Here is a 20,485-nt window from a genome sequence, read left to right as displayed (position 1 = left end):
TACGAAGGGATTTCGCCGTGCGCTGGCTCAGGATTGCCATAAGCTTCACCGTCACGTTGCTGACCTTGCTCTGCATGCTCCCGGCCCAGGCCGCGCAAGGCAGTGGCTGGTCGGTATTGCTCGACGATCAGGGCAATCTGCAACTGAGCGATATCCGCTCCGCTCGCTACACCAATCAATTCAGCCCCATCGACCTTGACCGCCTCACCGCGTCCGCGCCCGATGGCGCCCTGTGGCTGCGTTTCCGGCTGGCACCGGGCAAGCACGAACAAGTGCTGCGCATCTTTGCCCCCGACCTGTCACAGCTCAATCTCTACGTGCTCGACGGCAACCAGCTGATCGAGCAACGCAACACCGGCACCGACCAGCCGCAGGCCGAACGGCCGTTGCCGAGCAGCGACTTCATGTTGCCGTTGCCGCAGAGCGACAAACCCCTCGAGGTCTATCTGCGCCTGGTGTCCGACCATCAGTTGCGCCCGCACGTCACCCTGCAATCGGCGGTGATGAGCGCGGCCAACCACAATCAGACGCTGGTCTTCGGTTTACTGTTCGGCTGCCTCGGCATGCTGCTGTTGCACAACCTGGTGCGCTACGCCTACTCGCGCTCGCGCAGCAGCTTATGGCTGGCAGTCTGCGAAGGCCTGTTGGGCCTCAGTCTGTTGCTATTGCTCAACCTCGCCGGCCCCTGGCTGCCGAACTGGCACGCGATCCAGACACCGGGCGCCTATCTGGCCCTACTGCTGACCGCCCCCGCCGGCTTGATGTTTGCGTTGCGCTTCTTCGCCCCGCTTGGTCCGCATCCACTGAACAAACTGTTGCTGGGCGACATTCTGTTTATCGTGACCTGCAGCCTGTTGTTGCTGTTCGTCAACACCCTGCCGCTGAACATCATCACTTATGCACTGGTGGCCCTGGCCGGCCTGAGCATGTTGTTTGTCGCGTTCTATCACTGGCAGAAGGGTTATCGCCCGGCGCGCTTGTTCGTCGCGGCGATGGTGGTGTTCAACATCGGCACATTGATCATTCTTCCCGCCTTGCTGGGGCTGACACTGGTCTCGCCGCAAGGCTTGATCATGACCCTGATGGCGTTCATCTGCATCAGCGGTCTGTTGATGAGCATCGCCCTCGGCGAGCGCCAGCGCAGCATCACCGAAAGCCGTTTCAGCGTCAGCCGCGATCTCGCCGCGAGCAATGCCGAGATCAACGCCAAAGCCGAATTCCTCGCCAAGATCAGCCACGAAATCCGCACGCCGATGAACGGCGTATTGGGCATGACCGAACTGCTGCTGGGTACGCCGCTGTCGGTCAAGCAACGCGACTACGTGCAGACCATCCACAGCGCCGGCAACGAACTGCTGACGCTGATCAACGAGATCCTCGACATCTCCAAGCTCGAATCCGGGCAGATCGAACTGGACGACGTGCAGTTCGACCTTAATGCCCTGATCGATGATTGCCTGAGCATCTACCGGGCCAAGGCCGAGCAGCAGAACGTCGAGCTGATCAGCTTCATCCAGCCTCAGGTTCCGCGCGTGATCAGTGGCGATCCGACGCGCCTGCGCCAGACACTGCTGAGCCTGCTGGAGAACGCCCTTAAGAAAACCGACGAGGGCGAAGTACTGATCGTCGTCGCCCTCGATGAGCGCAGCAGCAAACCGCGCCTGCGCATTGCCGTGCAGGACAGCGGCCAGCCAATGGAGCAGGAAGAGCGTGATGCCTTGATGCACGCCGAACTGCACAGCAAGCATTTCCTCTCGGCCAATCGCCTGGGCGGCAATCTGGGGCTGGTGATCGCACGGCAATTGATTCGTCTGATGCACGGTGAGTTCGGCATCAAGAGCGGCACCACTCAGGGCAGCACCTTGTGGCTGACCCTGCCACTGGATCCGGATCGCCTCGAACACCCGACATCCGACCTCGACAGTCCGCTTCAAGGGGCACGGGTGCTGGTGGTCGATGACAACGACACTTGCCGCAAAGTACTGGTCCAGCAATGCAGTGCCTGGGGCTTGAACGTCAGCGCCGTGCCATCAGGCAAAGAAGCGCTGGCACTGTTGCGCACCAAGGCGCACTTGCGTGATTACTTTGATGTGGTGTTGCTCGATCAGAACATGCCGGGCATGACCGGCATGCAACTGGCGGCCAAGATCAAGGAAGACCCGAGTCTGAATCACGACATCTTGCTGATCATGCTTACCGGCATCAGCAATGCGCCAAGCAAAATCATTGCGCGCAACTCGGGGATCAAACGCATCCTCGCCAAACCGGTGGCCGGCTACACCCTCAAGACGACGCTCGCCGATGAACTGAACCAGCGCAACAAAGGCCAGGTGGTGTTCCAGCCGCAAGTGGTCAGCCCGGCCACGGCGGCGAAAGTGCCAAGCGATTTCCGCATCCTCGTTGCCGAAGACAATACGATTTCGACCAAAGTGATTCGCGGCATGCTCGGCAAGCTCAATCTGCAACCGGACACCGCCAGCAATGGCGAGGAAGCGCTGCAAGCGATGAAGGCGCAACGCTACGATCTGGTGCTGATGGACTGCGAAATGCCGATACTCGACGGTTTCTCCGCGACCCAGCAATTGCGCGCATGGGAAGTCAGTAACCAACGCATTCGCACGCCCATCGTGGCATTGACGGCGCACATTCTCGCCGAGCACAAAGAGCGCGCGCGCCAGGCCGGGATGGACGGGCACATGTCCAAGCCCGTCGAGCTGTCGCAGTTGCGCGAGCTGATCGAGCACTGGGTCGCCCAGCGTGATCAGCAGAACCGGACAGCCTCGACGTTCTGAATTGTCCTGGTCGCCGAGTCGATCATATTTCCAGATCGCTCAAGTACTTGAGCGAGCCAGTAATTACCGACTTTTTCACCTTCTCTCGAAACTGCGCGTAGTGGAGGGTATTGAAGGTGATGGCGGCGAACTGTTCAACGCTGTCGTGGATCAGTGTTTGATCTTCGCTGAACAGAAATCCCGGCACGGCTCGCTCAATCTGAAACTGTCGATGATAGACGCCCATTTCCACCTTGTTCGGTCCGTTCAGGACGCAGGGAATCATCTGAAAAAAACCAGCGTTAGCGCGAAGGCTGGCGGACTCAAACAGGTTGAGCGCCACTGCGTTTCGCTCCATCGCCACCAGAGCACGGCGCATTGGCTCGCAGAATGCTTCGCCGAGGTTGCTTGAGATACGCTGCGTGGCCTGCGTGGACATCCGGCGGTTATTCAATGGCGCCAGTGTTTGCGGTTTCGGCATATCCCAGCCGACAAACCTGAGCACGTTGCAGTAATACTCGAACCAGTCACCCGACAGTCCGTCATTGAATGCCGCGCGCGTAGCCCGTTGTGCATAGGCGGTGCTCATGTAGATGTCGTCCCGATGTGACGCCGGCAGACCACCGGCAAATGCCACGACACTGGCACCCACCACTGCGGCCTGCGGTGTATTGAGGTCCGTCACGATTCAATCTCCGCTGGCAGAGTCAATGTTGCGACGCTGCTGGCACGCCGATCCCTGACTTTCAAGGCAATGGCCCTGCGCGCAGGGCCATAAAGGGTTTCGGAAAGATTGGCCCGCGCGTGATTCGCCTGGACCACGCCTCGTACATCAGCGGGTTGAAACACTTGTTGCAACGGATTGGAAGTCAGCGCTTTGCGAGTCTTGAATTGGACATACGAGGTTGTGATCGAGGACGGTGAGTTCGCGCAGGTGACCAGCAAGCGCAAATCCATCGACGATGCCGGTGCGGTGATCGATTGCCCCGCGTCAGAAACTGTCATGTAACTGCGCAACAACTGGATGCCAGGCTCTTCGCCCGACATCTTTGCCATTCGTGCCAGCACATTGGTCATTGTGCGGGTTTGCCCCAAAGCGCCCTGGCTTAGCGCGGCGGTAAAAAAATCCAGGGAAGTTTCTTCCGCTTCGTCGCTGACCTTCCAGGTCTGACTGGACTTTTGATGGCGCAACCAGAAGTCATCGAGAACGCCTACATAAGCGTCGTACCAATTCACGCCCGGAAACTTTTCAATCCTTTTGTTGGCCACCAGTTGCGCCAATAACGTTGAGTCAATCAGATCATCATAAACTTCCATCTGATCCGTTTCAGGCAAAACCAGAATGGAAGCGCCGACAACCAATATCAAACAATCGTCAGTCATATTGTTTTCTCCCATACAAAAAAGGGCGGCCGACTTTCGACCACCCTTTCACATCAATTAAATATCATATTCTTCGATTTTCGAAACAGCATTCAGGCCCAGTTTTTTCCGGATAGTATCGCGAGCTGCATCAGCGACCAGTGTATTTTTGGCAAATACCGTTTCACCACGGTACAACTTAACATTGCGGACATCCACGTCTACAAACAAGACTTTGGTTGAAGTGTTCCTGCGCAGGAAACGTACGGCACCCATCGCCATGATTGCTTCGCCGTTTACTTCAGTGCAGGCTGCGGCCGTAACGCCACCGACGCCATTGTTCAGCAGATTTCGCTCGTACACCGTCAGGGCGGTGTCACGCTTTTGCAACGCGGCGATGGCGTCCCCAGCGACTTTCAGCATCAACGCGGTGGTGGGACCCGGGACGGCGACACCTGCAATCACCGAGCCGAGAATTTCCAGCACCAGTTTATCCATCCGGACACTGGTACCGGCGACTTCCAGGTTACTGTAGTACTTGCTGACCGGTGTCCAGCCGGCGTTGGTCATGACCTCGCGGAATAACAGATACCACTCCTGGCCCTGATGCTCCAGCGGATACTTTTTGTTCGCCACCAGACTTGCGAAAAGAAAAGCGTTCTGCGCATCGGATCGATTCTGGTCACTGAGACCACCCGAGAAGGACAAGATACCTTCGCCAACGATAGAACCTTTGGTCGGGGCTTCAACCACGTCTCCCGAGTCGATACTCAGAGCAAAACTGCGACTCTGAATAGCCGCAGGCTCATCAACTTCATATTGCTGCAAGTTGCCAACGCAGTTGGAAATATAAGCTCGTTGAATGTATTGGTTATGCATCATGGATTCCTTATCCTTATTAAAACAAGCCCTCATGAACTTGTGAAAACAACCATAACCAAAGCATTAACCAACAACAAACCAAAACATGTAACACCAATTACCAAAGCAACTAAACAACACATAACCAACCAATAACACAACAACTTCAAAAGACTTTAAAGTCATGACACCCACAAGTCATTGAACGACTGATAGACTCCTTCCCACACTCTCCTGCTGCGAGCCAAGACCATGCTCCACGTGTTGTTCAGCGTTTACCTGAAGATGCTGGTGCTCTATAGCCCGTTCTTCGTGTTGTCCTGCTTTATCAGCCTGACCCGTGGTTATTCGCGCAAGGAGCAACGGCGCCTGGCCTGGAAGGTGGCGATCGCCACTCTGGTTTCCAGTGTGCTGCTGTATTTGTTCGGGCGGGTGATATTCGATGTGTTCGGCATCACGGTCGATGCCTTCCGTATCGGTGCCGGCAGCGTGTTGTTCATCTCTGCGCTGGGCATGGCGCAAGGCAAGTCCGTGGTACAAACCGACAACGTGCAGCAGGACGTGACCATCGTACCGCTGACCATTCCGTTGACCGTTGGCCCCGGCACTATCGGTGCACTGCTGGTGATGGGGGTCAGCCAGCCGCACTGGGACGACAAACTCACGGCGATCATGAGTATTGCGTTGGCCAGTTTCACCGTCGGCGTGGTGCTCTACCTGTCCAACCGCATTGAGCGGATTCTCGGCGACCAGGGTTTGCAGATTGTCAGTCGTTTGATGGGTTTGTTTGTTTGCGCACTGGCAGCGCAGATCATCTTCACCGGGGTCAAAGGCTATCTGGTGTCCTGAACCAGTGCCTCGAACCATGATCGGACAGCAGAACGCCGCGAACAGCCTTGTTCGCGGCGTTCTATCGTGAGGCGGGCTTAGCCGGCAATGGCCGGCTCGGCGGTCAGTGCCCGGAATGTCACGCTGCCACGTCCTTTCCTGGCCTGCAACTGCCGCACCCACGCGGAGATCGGCAAGGATTGCCGGGCTTTGAAGGCGAGGAATACTTCCCCGCGCAATGACGGATCGGATGAGCCCACATCACGGAATATCAGTGCATGCTCATTGGCTGGATCGACGATGACCAAATGCTCCTGCACGATCTCGAACAACAGGTTATCCGGCGTGTCGACGTCCCAGATCAACTTGCCCGGGATCGCCGGCGATTGCCCCAGTGCATGGCGACAGTCGACGACAACCGCGTCCAGTCTCGACCAGGCGTCCTTCGACAAATGACAGGTCACACCGCCCTGTCCCAATCGCACGACCAGCGTTCTGACATCGTCGGCAATCAGCGGTAGCAGATCATTTATTTTGTCGTGGCCTTCAAGGGTCATGACCTGTGCATCGCGCTGAAGATAGTCGAACGGCCCGAAGCTGTGCAGGCCTGGATACGCCTGCACCGTGCCCTGCCGACGCTCGTGCAGTAAGACATTGACCTGATTGCGGGTGCCCAGCATGACAACGTCCGCAGGCAGGCGGTCGGCGGCAATGCTCACCAGCCGAGCGCTGCGCACGTCGTACCACTGCAAATGGCCAGGCGCAGACTCCACTGACACAAATGCGCCATGTTCAACCCTGGCCAACAAGGCTTTCATGTGCTCTACCAGTTGCTCGCCTTGTGCCGCCACCCAACGACGGTCGACAGCGGTGACCAAGGCTGTCTGCTGATGCCCCAGTTGCAGCGTTACGCCGTCAACGGTTGTACCGCGCAACCCGGAGCCATCCACGGCGACGTCGCTAAACCGCCAGTCACGCCACGCCCGCTCGGGAACTGGCAGAACGTCGTTGTGCAGCAGTTGCGCCCCTTCTCCAAATGCCCGGACAAGCTGCTGTGGTTCAACGAACCCCTGTGTCCAGATTTCACCTGTGGACATATTGAACAGCCAGGCCGCCCGATTATCGGAGGCCATGCCCAGCAAGCGCACTGGAACGTCGCGTCCCGGATCGCACAAGAGCAGACGGCCGTTGACACACCAGGCACTCAGGTTGCCGTCTCCGGCCAGGTTGCGTAAACCGACGATCGCAAAACTGTCCACCGGATAACGTTTGGCAAGCGGCTCCAGCGCCAGCCACCAGTGCGTATGATCCTTCAGCCACTGCTCACCGACACCGTACAGGGGGAACTCGCCTTGGGCAGACAGATTAAAGAGTCGTCCCTCGTCGTCCAGAATCAGGTAGCCGTTCTCGACCGCCACGATTTGCTTGAGCCCTGGCGGCTGCACCCAGCGATCCGACCACTGTTCGACACCTTGCACTACCACCCGCTGCCGGCGACAAAGGGTCTGCTCCAGACGGTTGTAGATGAAGTAGACATTTTTTTGCTGCGCCATCGGCAACAGCACCAGGTCCGCCAGATTCTTGATCGAGTCCGGCCAGCCACGGGCATGACGCGCCTCAGGCAATGGATGAATCAACAAACGATCGAGACTGCGAATCCAGACGATATCGCGCTTGTCCGTGTCGAATGTCCAACTGACGGAAACGTACGTCGCCGGTTGCCAGTCGACGGTGGTCTCACCGTCTCGCTCAGCGACGGGACGAAGCACTGTGTGCTCGCCCAGCACCGATGCCCAGTCGCCCAGGATTTCGCTGGCGAATACGGTCGCCTGCAGCTCCGGCGCCATGTCATGGGTGACGGAACCCAGCAGCAGTTGCTGCCGGTGGATCAGGTAATTGAACCGTCGGGGCCCATGGGCGCCGGTGACAGTCTGCTCGACATGAATCACGCCATGTGCATCCATCTCGACGGGGCCAATCAGGCTTTCGCCCTCAGCCACGATCAACCGATAGCGATACCTGAGCAGCCCACTGACGGCATCGACCTGCCAGATGTCATAGCTGTCCGGCAGATAGAAATACGCATACCCATCGGCCACCAGTGCCAGTTGTGCATCCTCGGTATCGGCGATGTCTTCGTTGCGGATGTAGACGAAACGGTCCTCCCGGGCGTCATACCAGGCGGTGGTGGAGCGCGGCGCCTGCGGCGACTCGAACGGGATCAGCCAGTCATGCACCGGCGTGTAGGGCAGTACCAGGCGATGCTCGCGGGCCAGCGCTCTGAAATGCGTCAATAACGCTTGCTCATCAAGCCCCTCCGGAGCGCTTTGCTGGATGACATCCAACTGACGCTTGCCACGGTTAACGCTGAACAATTGGTGATCGCCCGTGCGAATCAGCAGCGAATGACGTCCATGACCGGTCACTTTCACGTGAACATTACCGATATACAGATCGCCCAGTTGCTCGATCCGGACATCACTTTCGCGCGCCCAACCGGCCTCCAGTACCCATCTGGAGGAGTACTGGCTCGACGACACGAGTTCTATGTGAGCGTCTGGATTTAGCGCCAGTGTGCAATGCGCGCCAACGCCGAAAATCTTGTATGACACCTGATTTTTCCAGGCGCGGGGCAGCGACGGGACCACGAGCGTGCGTTGAGTCCTGTCCAGAAGAACCTCGATAACGGTTTCGCGATACTGAGGAAGCAGACGGCTGACGATGTAGTGCGAAGGAAATGAGTAAAACGAAAACAGAAAAAGCCAGTTGCCGTTTGCTTGCCGTTTTTCCAGACGGCGGGCGATGTCGAAACCGCGGTCGTGCCGCGAAGAAGCAAACGGCAGCGCCTTGTATTCATAGCCATAACAGGTCTCGGGGGTGCACGGCAGGACGATGGCTTGTCCCTCGGCCGGTGCGAACGCAAGCTGCCCGGGCAAACCCAGGTGTTGGCGTACATTGATCGCCCGGGAGTAGTCGGCGTCGAAATCCGGCACACCGAAGTGGTCGCGTAACGGGTAAAGCCTGGGGCTGTCGAGTATCAGCGCAGTGGCTGCCAGATCGATTCTTTTGACCACCAGCGCCGGCGCCACAACCCACGCCTTCAGGGCGGCATCGAAGCGATAACCGACGCCGCGATGGGCCTCTTGCAGATCCGCAAAAAACGTCCCGACTTCCTGGGCGTTGCGTGCGATGGCGGCAAACCCTTGGGCAAGCGCCGCCACGCCCACAGCCAACCCGCCCAAAATCACCCCGGCGCCGCCCAGCACCGCAGCGGCAGTCGACGCGCCAGCTACTGCCGCTCCAATCCCGCCGGCCGTCAAGGCCAGACTGGCGGAGTCAAACGCCAGCTGCGTGCCGAATTGCGCTTTTTCAACATCGTCGCCAGCGGTTACCAACTGATAAATATCAAACCCGACGTTGGCCAGTCCCAGCACGGCCCCGATACCTTCATTGGCTGCATGCCCCAACGCCTCTGAGACCACTGAGGCACAAGTGCGGGCGATGATCTTTTCTTCCCCCAACGCGGTTTTGACCAGTTGAACCAGACCGACTACATCCACGACATTGCCATGCAGCAACTGCGCGTAATTGAGGTAAGCGTGCAGACGTACCGCGGTGGTCAGCGTGCGGCCTTCGCCTTCACGTCCGCGCAAGGCGTTCATCAGCGCCTGGATCGCGAAACCGGCATTGAGGGTATGAACACTGCCAGCCTCGGTCGGATCCAGTACCGCCACGGTTGCGACCGGTTTGCGCGCCAGCGTTGTAAACTGCTCGGACAACCAGTTTTTGATCCGCAGCAGTCGGTGGTCGTCGCTGACAACCTGCACCACACGTTCAGGCTGCGCCGGGTCGATCATATGCAATCGATACTGGCCCTCAGGGGTGACTTCCAGGGTGTCGAACAATGGCACCAACGGCGTGGCCGACGTATGAAGGTCTTGCAGCGCCGTCGTCGCATGAGCGATCTGCTGCCCCCACCAATGACTGTCCAGCCCGAGCAGGCTGGCCCCCAGATGAGAATTTTCGACCAGTGATCGACCATGAGCGCTGTTCAGACGCTGGCGCAACTTGCCGGCTGGCTGCCCGGGCAACGGCTCGCCCTTGAGCATCTTCGCCACCTCGAACCCGGTGGACAATGGCAAGGCCGCCACGCGCTCGCCCTGCAACTCGATCAGGTCGAACGTCGGCCGGATCTCGGCACCGTAGGCCGCATAATATTTGGCCATGCCCATCTTCAGGAAAAAGTGCTCCAGCGCCCGCTTGAGCATCGCGGCACTCTCGAATTCGAACACGCCGAAGTTGGGGTCGTAAAAATGATAGAGGACCTTTTCACCCTCTACGGTTTTCGCCACCAGCATCGAGTGATTGTCCGAGTTGAGCAACAACGTTCGGGTGCTTGTATGGTTCTCCAGTGCCGTGGTGATCTGACCCAGATCAGCCCGCGAGAGCGTCGTGCCCACCTCACTCAGCCGGGTCCCTCGCAGTTCCTCCAGCGCTTGTACAAAAACAATCGAATCATTCTGCTGTGGCTCAAGAACGGCCAGGTAAAAACGTTCGCGCAGGTGATGGGAAGCCGTTTCGCCCGTCGCAATGGCAGCGGCCATCATCAAGGCCAGGGGATAACAGCGCCCCCCAATCGTTTCGCCAACGCCATCAAGCAATAGATCTTGCGGTACGGGTTTCACGCCGCTGACTTCGATTTGACTGAAGACCTGATCCATCTGCTGGCCAATCTGCAAGCGATGTTCAAGCGTGGCCACTTGTTGTATCTGTGCAACGTAGCGTCCCCACTGTTGCAGGGTCTGCGCCTTTATCAGCGCAGCTTTTTTCAGATCCAGCGCGCTGACCGATGCTGCCGATTCAGCGATCTCGCCGGCCAGACCACTCAGGAACGCTGCATCTTTGCGGGTATACAGATGTCGTTCAATGACGGCATAGCGACTCGAAGCACCCAGCTCACGAACACTGTTGGCCAGGTTATCCAAATCACCGCTGTACGCGTCAAAGCGTTGGCTGTGCAGCGAGTCGATTCCCAGCAACACGCCCAACGCCAAACGCTGCAGTGGCGTTGTCTCGGCCAGTGTCAGCTCACCATGGGCCATCGCGCTCAACACTTCATCCAGCCCCAGATTCAGGAATCGCCTGTCTGGCGGAAAAGCCGCAGGTCGCGCTCTGAGCGGCTGATCCTTGATGAGCTGACGATCGGCAAAACTCAGGGGCAAAGGATCCTCGAACGTCATCGTCCCGTCGAAGCCCTGACGCATGGCCTCGACAAAGCGATCGCCGAGCCCGTCGACCAGACGCTGCAAGATATCGGTCAGCAGCACCGCACGCCCTTCAATCAGAGGCCAACCCTGCTCGAATTCAATGCTCGAACCCTTGAGCAATTGCGCGACATCGCCCTTGTAGCGGGTTTTGTAATGGCCTTGCTTCCAGCGCGCCTGCTCATCCTCGACCCATTTCACCGGATCGGTCGCGTTGTCTTTCCAGGAGTGATCCAGCTCTTCTTCGGTGGCACGGTTGACCGAGGCGTAGCGTGCAATGGCGGCCTCGGTGCGAATTTCCCTGGCCTGCTCCGGAGTGAGATGCACTCTGGCGTAATCGGCCATGGCGTCGCGTATCGCACCCGGGCCGGTCAAATAGATGGTGCCTTCGCTCTGGCGCCGGATCCCGTCACTGAAGTAGCTCGCAGCCGCACTGGCGAGAAAGCCTGCGAGCATTTCTTCCTGATTCGGCAGTTCGCGGAACGGGCCGTAAGTCTGTTCAAGAATCGTCTGCGCCAACGACAACACACCTTCAGAGTCAGTCAGTGCGACACCACGCTGCGCCGCTTGGCGTAGCGTGTCGTCGACCAACTGATAGTTGAAGCGAATACGTTCGATCACCGCTTGCAGCGTCGCCGATCCGGCATGGGCCATCAGGAACGCATTGGTCATCGAATTGCCTTCGGCGACTGCTCGCAACATGAAGGGGCGAGCCAGCAAATCGGTCGGTGCCTGGAAAACCTGGCTCAGTGCCGGGCGGCTCTGAGCGAACGCTTCAAACGCCGCACGGTGCTCTGCCGGGATGCGCTTGGCATAGCTGTTGGAGGGCTGACGGCCCGGCATCCAATCGGGATTATGGTTGAGCAGCAGCTGCAAAATACCCAGGCGGGCGTCAACACCCAGAACCTCAAGATCGACCCCCGCCAACTTCGCCACCAAAGGCGGCAAGTTATCGACATCGGCATAGCTGCCACTCTCGCGATACAGCACTTCGACCCGCACGATATCCGAAGCTGCCGCCAGATTGCCGCGCAAACGCATTTCCTGCTCATAGAGGCTCTGAAGCTGCAAGGGAACAGACGCCGCGTCAAGGTCGCGCAACTGCAGATCGCCTCCGGCCATGGCTTGCAGGGTGCGACGGTTCTGCTCGCGCAGTACCTGCAATGACGCCGCATCCTGACCATAGGCGCGAACCAGCAGATCAATCCGTGCGTCATCGGCGGATTGCCCTTTGGCCACAGCCTCATTGAGGTGTGCCTGCATCTGCCGCTTCAGCACAATGGCACGCTCTTCGTATAGGTCAGCCAGCGCATTTTCATCGACGGTTTTATCGCCGACATGGGCCAGGGCGTCAGCCTTGGCAGCCTCGACCATCAGCTTGTTGGTCTGATATGCCAGCAGCGCATCGCTGTCGTACCAGAGATTGAGCGTGTACCCCTGCCCGGCAAGCACCTGCTTCCAGACATTGAGGTAATCACGCTGAATCTCGCCAAGCCCGCCCCCCAGCCAGACGAAGTGCAGCGTTTTTGCAACGCGTGTCGGCGCGGTTTTGAGCAGTTCGACCCCCACATGCACCCGCGACTCGAAGGCTTCGACCCGCTCGTAAATTCGCGCCAGATCCGGGGCGGACGCTTGCTCGGTTGGCAACGGCGGTTCCACCTCGCGTCTCACCCGACTCGATCCCAGCAAAGGCTCCAGCGTCTGACGTAACAGCCGCAACGGCTCAAGCAACTGCTGTGAATCCTGGGCGCCGGCACAGGCGGCGTAATAGCGCAGCAGCGCGTCGTAATGCTTGTTGTTTTTATGCAGTAACAACGCCTGTTCAAAATCACTACGCGCAAAGAGCGCTGCAAAGTTCACAAAACTCTCGCCAACTGCAACTTCAATATCTCGCATGATGCCCTCGAAATCTTTCAAAAGAATAGTAACGAGCACCACGCTAATCATTAAATCGGCAAATCTCAAAAAAGAACAAACTCAATTATTTTCAGAAATCATGTGCAACTTAAATATCTGATCAATCATCAGAACAATCGCTTTCCGTATATTTCCGCCGAGCATCAATACCTTTAAAACCTGAACAACCTAAAACAAATAAAAACAATTAAACGTAAAAAGGTCGTGAACTCGCGACCACGACCTTTTTACGTTTTAGTTTCGCTGTATATTTCAGGCCAGCTGTTTTACTAACTTCTCCAGTGTTGCAACCTCTACATCGGACTGTACGTATGCCAGCGCATCAAGCCACTGGTCGACACCTCGCCGGTAGTCCACCGCGCCGAGCCTGATGCTTATCTGCAGCAGCCTGCCTGACTCGTCACCTTCCGGCGCGACATTACGCACGATCAGGCTGTGGGCCGTATCCGGGTCTGAGATTACCAACTGCCCGTCGACCAAAGACACCAACAGGCGCTCGGCAGCGTCCACGTCCAGTACCAAAGTACAGATAGGCGTATCGACTGCACCTTGCGGACGCTGGCGATCGACTACGATGCAGTCCAGCCGTTGCCAGGCTTGTTCCGACACCCGATAGCTCAATGCCTTGGCACCATAGGTGAGAATCAGTTTTTCGACCCCGTCAGGCAGCATTGCCATGATATCGGTGACCTCACCACTCACCTCGAGCGCCAGGAGCTCGCCTTCGCGTCGGGCGTAACTGTCTTGTACCCAGACGCCCTGCGCCGCCCCGCGACTGTAGATCAGGCTGTCAATCGGGTCGAACAGCATGGCCACCGATGTGTCGCGCGCGCCAAGAAACACCGACCACTGACCATCGGCCCGACCCGAAATATCAAAGAGGCGATCCAGTTCCGGCACAAAGTACGTATAGCGACCCTGGGAGTCTTCGACGTGCACAACCGGTGCATGGGCTTGTCCGCTCAATAACGCCTTCAAGCGGGCCTGCAACTGCTCGGCGGTCTGCCCGGCGATTAACGACCATTGTCTTTCGACGCCGACGATACGTGCCGGCTGTTGATCGAGCAGTTCCAGGTTAACGCCTTGGCGGGTACGCCCGAGCAACCCTTGCCCCTGCGTCAGCACCTCGGCGAATGACCATTGCCCCCAGACTTTTTCCGCCACTGGCAGCAACGTGCGATCCAGTAACCGCGGGCCGTTGGCAAACGCTGCGCGCAACGTCTGGATCTGCACCAGCGCCTGGCGATAAAGCTGCCCCGCCGAAATGTCCAGCAGCCACGCGGCCTGCTTGTCGGGCGTCAGCCCAAGCAAAGCCAGCTCCGTACCTTCACCGACCTCAGCGAGCAATACCTTCGCGCCGATACACCACGCCGCCACTGAGTGCAGGCCGGCAACGTTACTCAACCCGATGATCGAAAACGGCGCATCCCGATAAGCATCGGCCAGCGCCGGTAATGCGCTGAGCCAGTCGGCATGGCTGCGCAACCAGTGGGCGCCGATGCCAACGAATTGCAGCGCGCCTTGCTTGTCGACCTCAAACAGGCGTCCGTCTGCCCGGGTTGCGATGTAGCGCTCAGCGAATGAACTGACATCGATGACATCCTCGGCGACGACTTGCCCACCCGCCGGCCCGGCTCCACGACGCAGCAATCGGGCCTGCTTGCTGTAGAACAGCGGCAGATCGTCCAAGCCGTCATCCCAGGTCAGCAGGATCGTGTCCAGCTTGAGCCCGGTGCTATGGGCCAACTGGAAATACAGCCGGTCAGCCAGACGGATCCAGCCCAGATCTCGCAGCGTTTCTTTCTCATGGCTGCGAATCTGCACGAACCCGGCGGGCCCCCACGTGCTCAGGCTCGACGCCATGCCAGACGTGCCATCGGCATAGGTCTGCGGCGTATTGAAGCGAGCCACCAATGCATGCCAGTAATCGGCCGGACGCCTAGGCGTGTAATCGCTCCAGGCGGCTGATGTATGGATGCCGGCAAGCACTGCAGAATATTCAGTCAGCAGGTATTCGAATGCGATCTCTACCCCTCCGTTGACTTCAAGCATTTTCTGCCGCAGACGCAGGCCGTTGGCAGTCTGTTCGCAGCCAATGATCCTTGCACCACCGCCAGGGTTCATCAGTCGGTAGCGATGCTTGACCGTGCCGGTGATCGCATCGACCCGCCAGACCGTCGCGTGCCCGGGGTGATAAAACCATGCCTGCCCGGCGTTGGCTGCAGCCAATACAACGCCGTCATTGACATCCTCTGGCAGGTTGCGCGCATACAACAGCCGGGCACGCGCAACGTCGTAATAGGCGGTGACCAGGACGGGCCGCAGCGCAGCGTCCATAGGCACCCGGAATTTGTGTAACGGCACAAAAGCCGCTGCAACGCGTCGCTCCACCACGCGTGTCCGAACGCGTGCCAGCAGCGCAGCCTGCGAATCCTGTTGCTCCTGGGTGACAGACACCAGCAGCAGACGCTGGTTTTTCCAGTCGAGACTGAACATCTCGCCATTGCTCAGTTGGATGAAGTCCACCTGACCCTCGATCCGTATTCCATCGACACTGAGAAACGACTCTTCAAATCGCACCTTGTTTTCGCTGACCCATGGCGCATGAAGTACCCACTGGGTCGCCGCGTAATTGCGCAGGAAAACGGCAACCAGACCGGGAGTCAACCAGAGCTGGCGAGCACCTGGTGAACGGCTGAAGATCTCGTAGGAAATGCACTGTTTCCATTCTGCCGGCAATGTCGGCACCAGCAACTGGCGCACCTGTTCGTCCAGCGTCACCACAATCCGTGTGGGCTTGTTGAACGGGTAGAGCTTGTAGAGGATGTGCGGGAACGGTGTGTTGGCGAAGAAATAGAAACGCTGGTTGCCATGCCTGTCGTACTCCAGCTTGTTGACGGTACTGTTGCGCAGGCTCGGATACCAGGTTTGCATGAGTGGCTGGTGGAGCTCATCAGCCAGGACGCCAAATGGCAGAAGCGTGCTGAGGAAGCTCGCTGAGGCCTTTTCGCTTGCTTGCCGGGGCTCGCGCGCCAACTCGCCAGGCTGTGGCTCATAGGCATAGCCGGACGTTCCGACCTGGTACTCATAACCGAAGTAGCACTGCGGTGTACACGGGAGCACCACCGTCTCTACGTCACCGGGCGCCGGCCGGATGAGACTGACCACTTGCGGCAGTCCGAGCGTCTCGCGGATATCGATCGCCTGATGCAGTCGCGACGGGTGATTGTTGAACTGCGGCAACTCAAGTCCGCCGCGATCCATGGGGTAAAACTTCTGACTGTCGAAACGGATCCGGTTGCCTTGCAAGTCCAGCTCGGTGATGACGGCTTCGGGTTCAAAACTCAGCGCACCGTCCTTGCGCGCGTAAACGCCAGGACCATAGGCGTCCTGGATCTTGCGCAAGTACGCACCCACGCCTTTGGCCTTGTCGCTGATCTGTCCCAGGTTGCTGGCGATCGCCGTCACACCAATGCCGACGCCGAGCAGCGGCACCGACAGAATCGCAGCGGCACCGCCCACCGCTCCGCCAACCGCCAATGCGGTGATATCCAGCGCCAGGGCCGCGACATTGAATACCAGCTGCGTGGCCAACCGTGAACGCTGTTCCTGATTGGTCGCCACTGCCAGACCATAGAGGTCAAACCCTATATTGACGGCGGAGAAGACAATCCCGGCAGCTACGGAGGCCCGGCCCAGCAGCCGACCGGACAGCGATGACTGGCGCAGCGCCAATGCCTGCTCACTGGCAGCCACTTGACGAACCAGACTGACGATCTGTGCCGCATCGTTCAATACGCCATAACCTAACTGGGCATAACTGACATAGACCTGCACCTGCAGGGCGATCGACAACGCCGGCACCTGCTCTTCCCCGGCCTGGTATTCGCGATGGCGCATCTCGGTAATCAGCGTCTGAATCGCAAAGGCGAAACTCAACCGACTACCGCCGTCGGCCTCGCCCGCTGCAGTATTTTTGCCGGCCAGGGACTGCACCAGACGCTGGATGTGCTGTTGGACTTTGCTGAAGCGCGCGTCGGTGGTGGTAACGACTCGAGCGTTTTGCGGATTGCGCGCGTCTACCAGCGTCACGCTGTAGCCGGCGTCGGGGTGCTTCTGCAGCGTTTCCAGCAGCGGCAGAAACTCACCGCCCAACTTGTTTTCGGTACGTAACTGACCGGTGGCCTGCTCGAATGCCTGCGCCCAATAACGCGCATCCAGTTGCGCCAGACTGGCGCCCATCCGGGCGTTTTCACCCAGCGATCGCTGGCGTCCAACGGCTTGTTTTTGCCAGACCGAAGCGCTGCCTGGATCGACAATCGGAGCGTTTTGCAAAAAGCTGCCCAGCGGCGTATTCGACAAAAGTGTCCGGCCGATGATCGCCGTGGTATCGAGCTCGACAACATTGAACCGCGCACGGTCGCCCTCCGCGAGACCGTATAGCCGGGCCATTGCAGCGTTATCTCTGCTCAGGTAGCGCTGCATGCCCTCTTTAAGTTGCTCTACCCGGGCAAACCCGTAAATCGCAAAATTCGGCTCGTAAAACCGGTAAACCGTCTGGCTGCCCTGCACTGTTTTCCCCACCAGCAACGCGTGATTGCCGGTGTCGAGCAGCATGACCGTCGAAGCGGTTTTCGCCTCCAGCATTTGTGCGATGGAGTCCAGGCCATGATGGCCGTGTGGCTTGCCCACGGCTGTCAGCGGCACAGCCTGCAATTCGTCCAGCGCCAATAACAAAGCCCGCGAGTCGGCGTCCTCCGGGGCATGGCTGACGTTCGCTACCCGGCCAATCAGGGCACGCTCAGCCGCCTCACCACCGGTCAGCGCTGCCGCCATCATCAGTGCCAGCGGATAGCATCGACGACCAGGATCGCCCGGCATGGTCATGAGCAGGTCCTGCGGCACTTTCCTGGCGGACACGGCGCCAGCCTTGAACAGTTCGGTACGAACCGCCTCACCGCTGCGCAGAATCTGCGCGTGATATTCACGGCGCGCCGTGCTGTTGATCCGGGCGATACGTTCACCCCACTGACGCAACGTCAATGGCTCGCCCAAGGCACGCACCTTGAGTTCGCGGGCGGTGTACGTGGTGGAAGGTTCAGCGCTTGCCAGGCCTGCCTTGAAGGCCGGCGACGCGTGCTGGCGCAAGGCACTTTCGAGAGCGTTGAAGCGGGCAAACAGCCCATCTTCGGCGGTTTGCGCCGCGAGGCTGGAAAGGTCCTTCCACGCACCGGCAAAGCCATCGATATCCAGGCTCGCCGCGCCGAACATTCCGCCCAGCATCACGCGCAGCAACGGGCTGAGTTGTTCGACGGCGAGCGAGCCGCGGGCAACCCGGACCAACAGTTCGTTCAGGTTACTGGTGGACTCCGCACCGTAAGACGGCGGCAGTTCAAGGGCAGGCTGGGCGAGAATTTGCTGGCGGGCATCGAAACCGATGGCAAAAGCTTCGTTGAAAGTGACATCGCCGCTCAACTTGTCTTTCATTGCGCGAATGAACGGTTCGCCCAAGTCATCCATCAGTTGTTGCAGCACCGAGGTCAACAGCACCGGTTTGCCTTCGATCACCGGCCAGCCTTGTTTAAAGGTCAGGGTCTGCGGCCTCAGCAGATCCGCCAACTGACCGGCGTAACGTGACTTGAGTTTGCCGTTGCGCCATTTGTCCTGCTCTTGCTCAAGCCATTTGTTTTCATCGCCATTCACGGTCCAGCCGGAGATCCGCTCCTCTTCCGTGGAAACGTTATAGCCCTCGACCAGTTTCAGTCGATTGCGAACCTCATCGATATGATCGGATTGCAGACGCTGTTCGATATATTTGCCAAGTCCTGCCGCCGCTGCACCCGGCCCGGTAAGGGCAATGGTGCCGCGTGCATCGACCCGAATACCATCCTGATAATACGTGCGAATGGCATCGATCAGCTTCGCTGACGAATAGTGAGTTTTCGAATCGGGAAACTTGCCCTCGGCCGCCGTTTCATTGACCACATTTTGAATGATGGGCAACGCCCGTCCTTCATCCGCAATATCGATGCCGGCAGCGAGCAAGCGGCTCTCCACTTCCAGCAGGCAGTCATAATTGCTTCGAATCATCTGCATGTAAGACAGGGTCATGGCACTGCCCGGGTGGGCGATGAAATGCGCGTTCATTTCCCCGGTATTCGCACTGCCATGGGCAGTTCCCAAGCGAAGGGCATCCTGCGGCACTGCGCGCTCCTGCGGTGCGACGAAAACCTCATGAATACCGGGTTTACCGCGCGCAAAAGTGGTTAATGCCTCTTTATGCCGAGCTCCAATTTCGCCGGTTATCTCTGTATAGCGGTGCGGATCCCGGCCGGGCATCAGCGCTTGGTTGTGATCCAGTAAAAGTTTCAGTACCCCGAGTCGCTGATTGCCATCAAAACCACTGATATCCACGCCGCCCAACGTCTCGGCCAGTGGCGGCAAGTAATCCATGTCGCTGTAGCGCCCCCCCTCCAGGTACTCGGCCTGCAACCGCACGACATCACTCGCCGCGGCAAAATTGCCGCGCATGGCCACTTCACGCTGATAGACATCCTGTAGGAAATGCCCGGCAAATTCGTGGCGGACGTCACGCAACTGCAAGTCCGTGCCGACCATGGCCTGATGCGTCTCCAGGCACTGCCGACGGAAAGCCTCAAGCGTCGCGCGATCCTTGCCGTAAGCACGAACCAGCAGATCGATACGCGCCTCGTCCGCCCGACCAGCCCATTGCGGCTGGTTCAGGTAGTCGAACATCTGATGTTTCAATACCCGCGCGCGGTCTTCAATCATCTGCGACAACTGCAGGGGCCTGGTGACCTTATCGCCTTCCGATGCCATCGCATCCGCTCTTGCACTGTCGAGAATCACCCGATTCATCTCGAAAGCGAGCAGTGCATCACTGTCGTACCAGAGATTGAACCGATATCCCTGCGGCTCCAGCACCTTGCGCCAGATGTTCAAGTAATCGCGCTGATTGTTGCCCACCTCACTGCCACCGACCCAGACGAAGTGCATGATGTTCGGCACGGGCCGGGCAACGCCGTTCAGCATGTCCACCGTGGCTGACAATCTCGCCACATAGCGATTCAACCGGGTTCGAATCCGATGGATGGCCATAGGCACCGGCGTCGACTTGCGATCTATCAAGGCCTCGAGTCGCTCCTGAAACAGTTTCGCCGGCAGCAGTTTTTCGACCGCTGTGAAGGTCTTGCTGGCAAGTTCATGAGACTCGGCCAGCGCCGCATACTCGCCTGAGTCGGCAAACTCGCTCAATGCCCCTTGAAGTGTCGAATACTCTGCAGCCGAAGTGAATGAAAGTTCGCCTGCAGTGTTTCCCGTAGCACTCATCCGTATTCTTCCTTGATTCAACAGTTCTAAGTCGGGCAAAACTATTGAATAAACACGGCGCACTCAAACTTGAACAAGCTCAAATAATGTCGAATGAAACATCGACCAACATTCAAATTGCACAACGGTATG

The 20,485-nt window shown here is 58.4% G+C and carries 7 protein-coding genes; 2 read left to right on the top strand and 5 right to left on the bottom strand.

Annotation, left to right across the window (positions count from 1 at the left end; translation table 11 throughout):
- The first annotated feature begins 17 nt into the window (after window positions 1-17).
- A complete protein-coding gene (locus ACW9IR_RS14245; protein ID WP_110719615.1) occupies window positions 18-2,792 on the top strand; it encodes a hybrid sensor histidine kinase/response regulator in 2,775 nt (924 codons plus the stop codon).
- Between the two features lie 22 nt (window positions 2,793-2,814).
- Here the strand turns inward: ACW9IR_RS14245 and ACW9IR_RS14240 are convergent, their stop codons facing one another.
- The 3 genes from ACW9IR_RS14240 to ACW9IR_RS14230 are packed head-to-tail and all read right to left on the bottom strand — an operon-like array spanning window position 2,815 to window position 5,012.
- On the bottom strand, window positions 2,815-3,456 hold the full coding sequence (locus tag ACW9IR_RS14240) for a hypothetical protein (protein ID WP_457463757.1): 642 nt from the start codon (window positions 3,454-3,456) through the stop codon (window positions 2,815-2,817).
- Entirely contained in the window at window positions 3,453-4,154 is a 702-nt protein-coding gene (locus ACW9IR_RS14235; protein ID WP_457463755.1) for a hypothetical protein, read from the bottom strand. Before ACW9IR_RS14235 ends, ACW9IR_RS14240 begins: the two co-directional genes overlap by 4 nt.
- Window positions 4,155-4,211: 57 nt before the next feature.
- Entirely contained in the window at window positions 4,212-5,012 is an 801-nt protein-coding gene (locus tag ACW9IR_RS14230; protein ID WP_457463753.1) for a hypothetical protein, read from the bottom strand.
- Window positions 5,013-5,246: 234 nt separating this feature from the next.
- Between ACW9IR_RS14230 and ACW9IR_RS14225 the strand changes: the two genes are divergently transcribed.
- Window positions 5,247-5,843, top strand: coding sequence for a MarC family protein (locus tag ACW9IR_RS14225; RefSeq protein ID WP_095121928.1), 597 nt, complete (start codon window positions 5,247-5,249; stop codon window positions 5,841-5,843).
- A gap of 77 nt (window positions 5,844-5,920) precedes the next feature.
- Here the strand turns inward: ACW9IR_RS14225 and ACW9IR_RS14220 are convergent, their stop codons facing one another.
- Together ACW9IR_RS14220 and ACW9IR_RS14215 are read right to left on the bottom strand one after the other, a co-directional pair.
- Window positions 5,921-12,982 (bottom strand): TcdA/TcdB pore-forming domain-containing protein, encoded by a 7,062-nt coding sequence (locus ACW9IR_RS14220; protein WP_457463751.1) that lies wholly within the window; start codon window positions 12,980-12,982, stop codon window positions 5,921-5,923.
- A gap of 273 nt (window positions 12,983-13,255) precedes the next feature.
- Entirely contained in the window at window positions 13,256-20,353 is a 7,098-nt protein-coding gene (locus tag ACW9IR_RS14215; protein ID WP_457463749.1) for a TcdA/TcdB pore-forming domain-containing protein, read from the bottom strand.
- Window positions 20,354-20,485: the final 132 nt, after the last annotated feature.

It is taken from the genome of Pseudomonas sp. SDT291_1_S447 (assembly GCF_054070155.1).
This window is presented reverse-complemented; position numbering and strand designations above follow the sequence as displayed.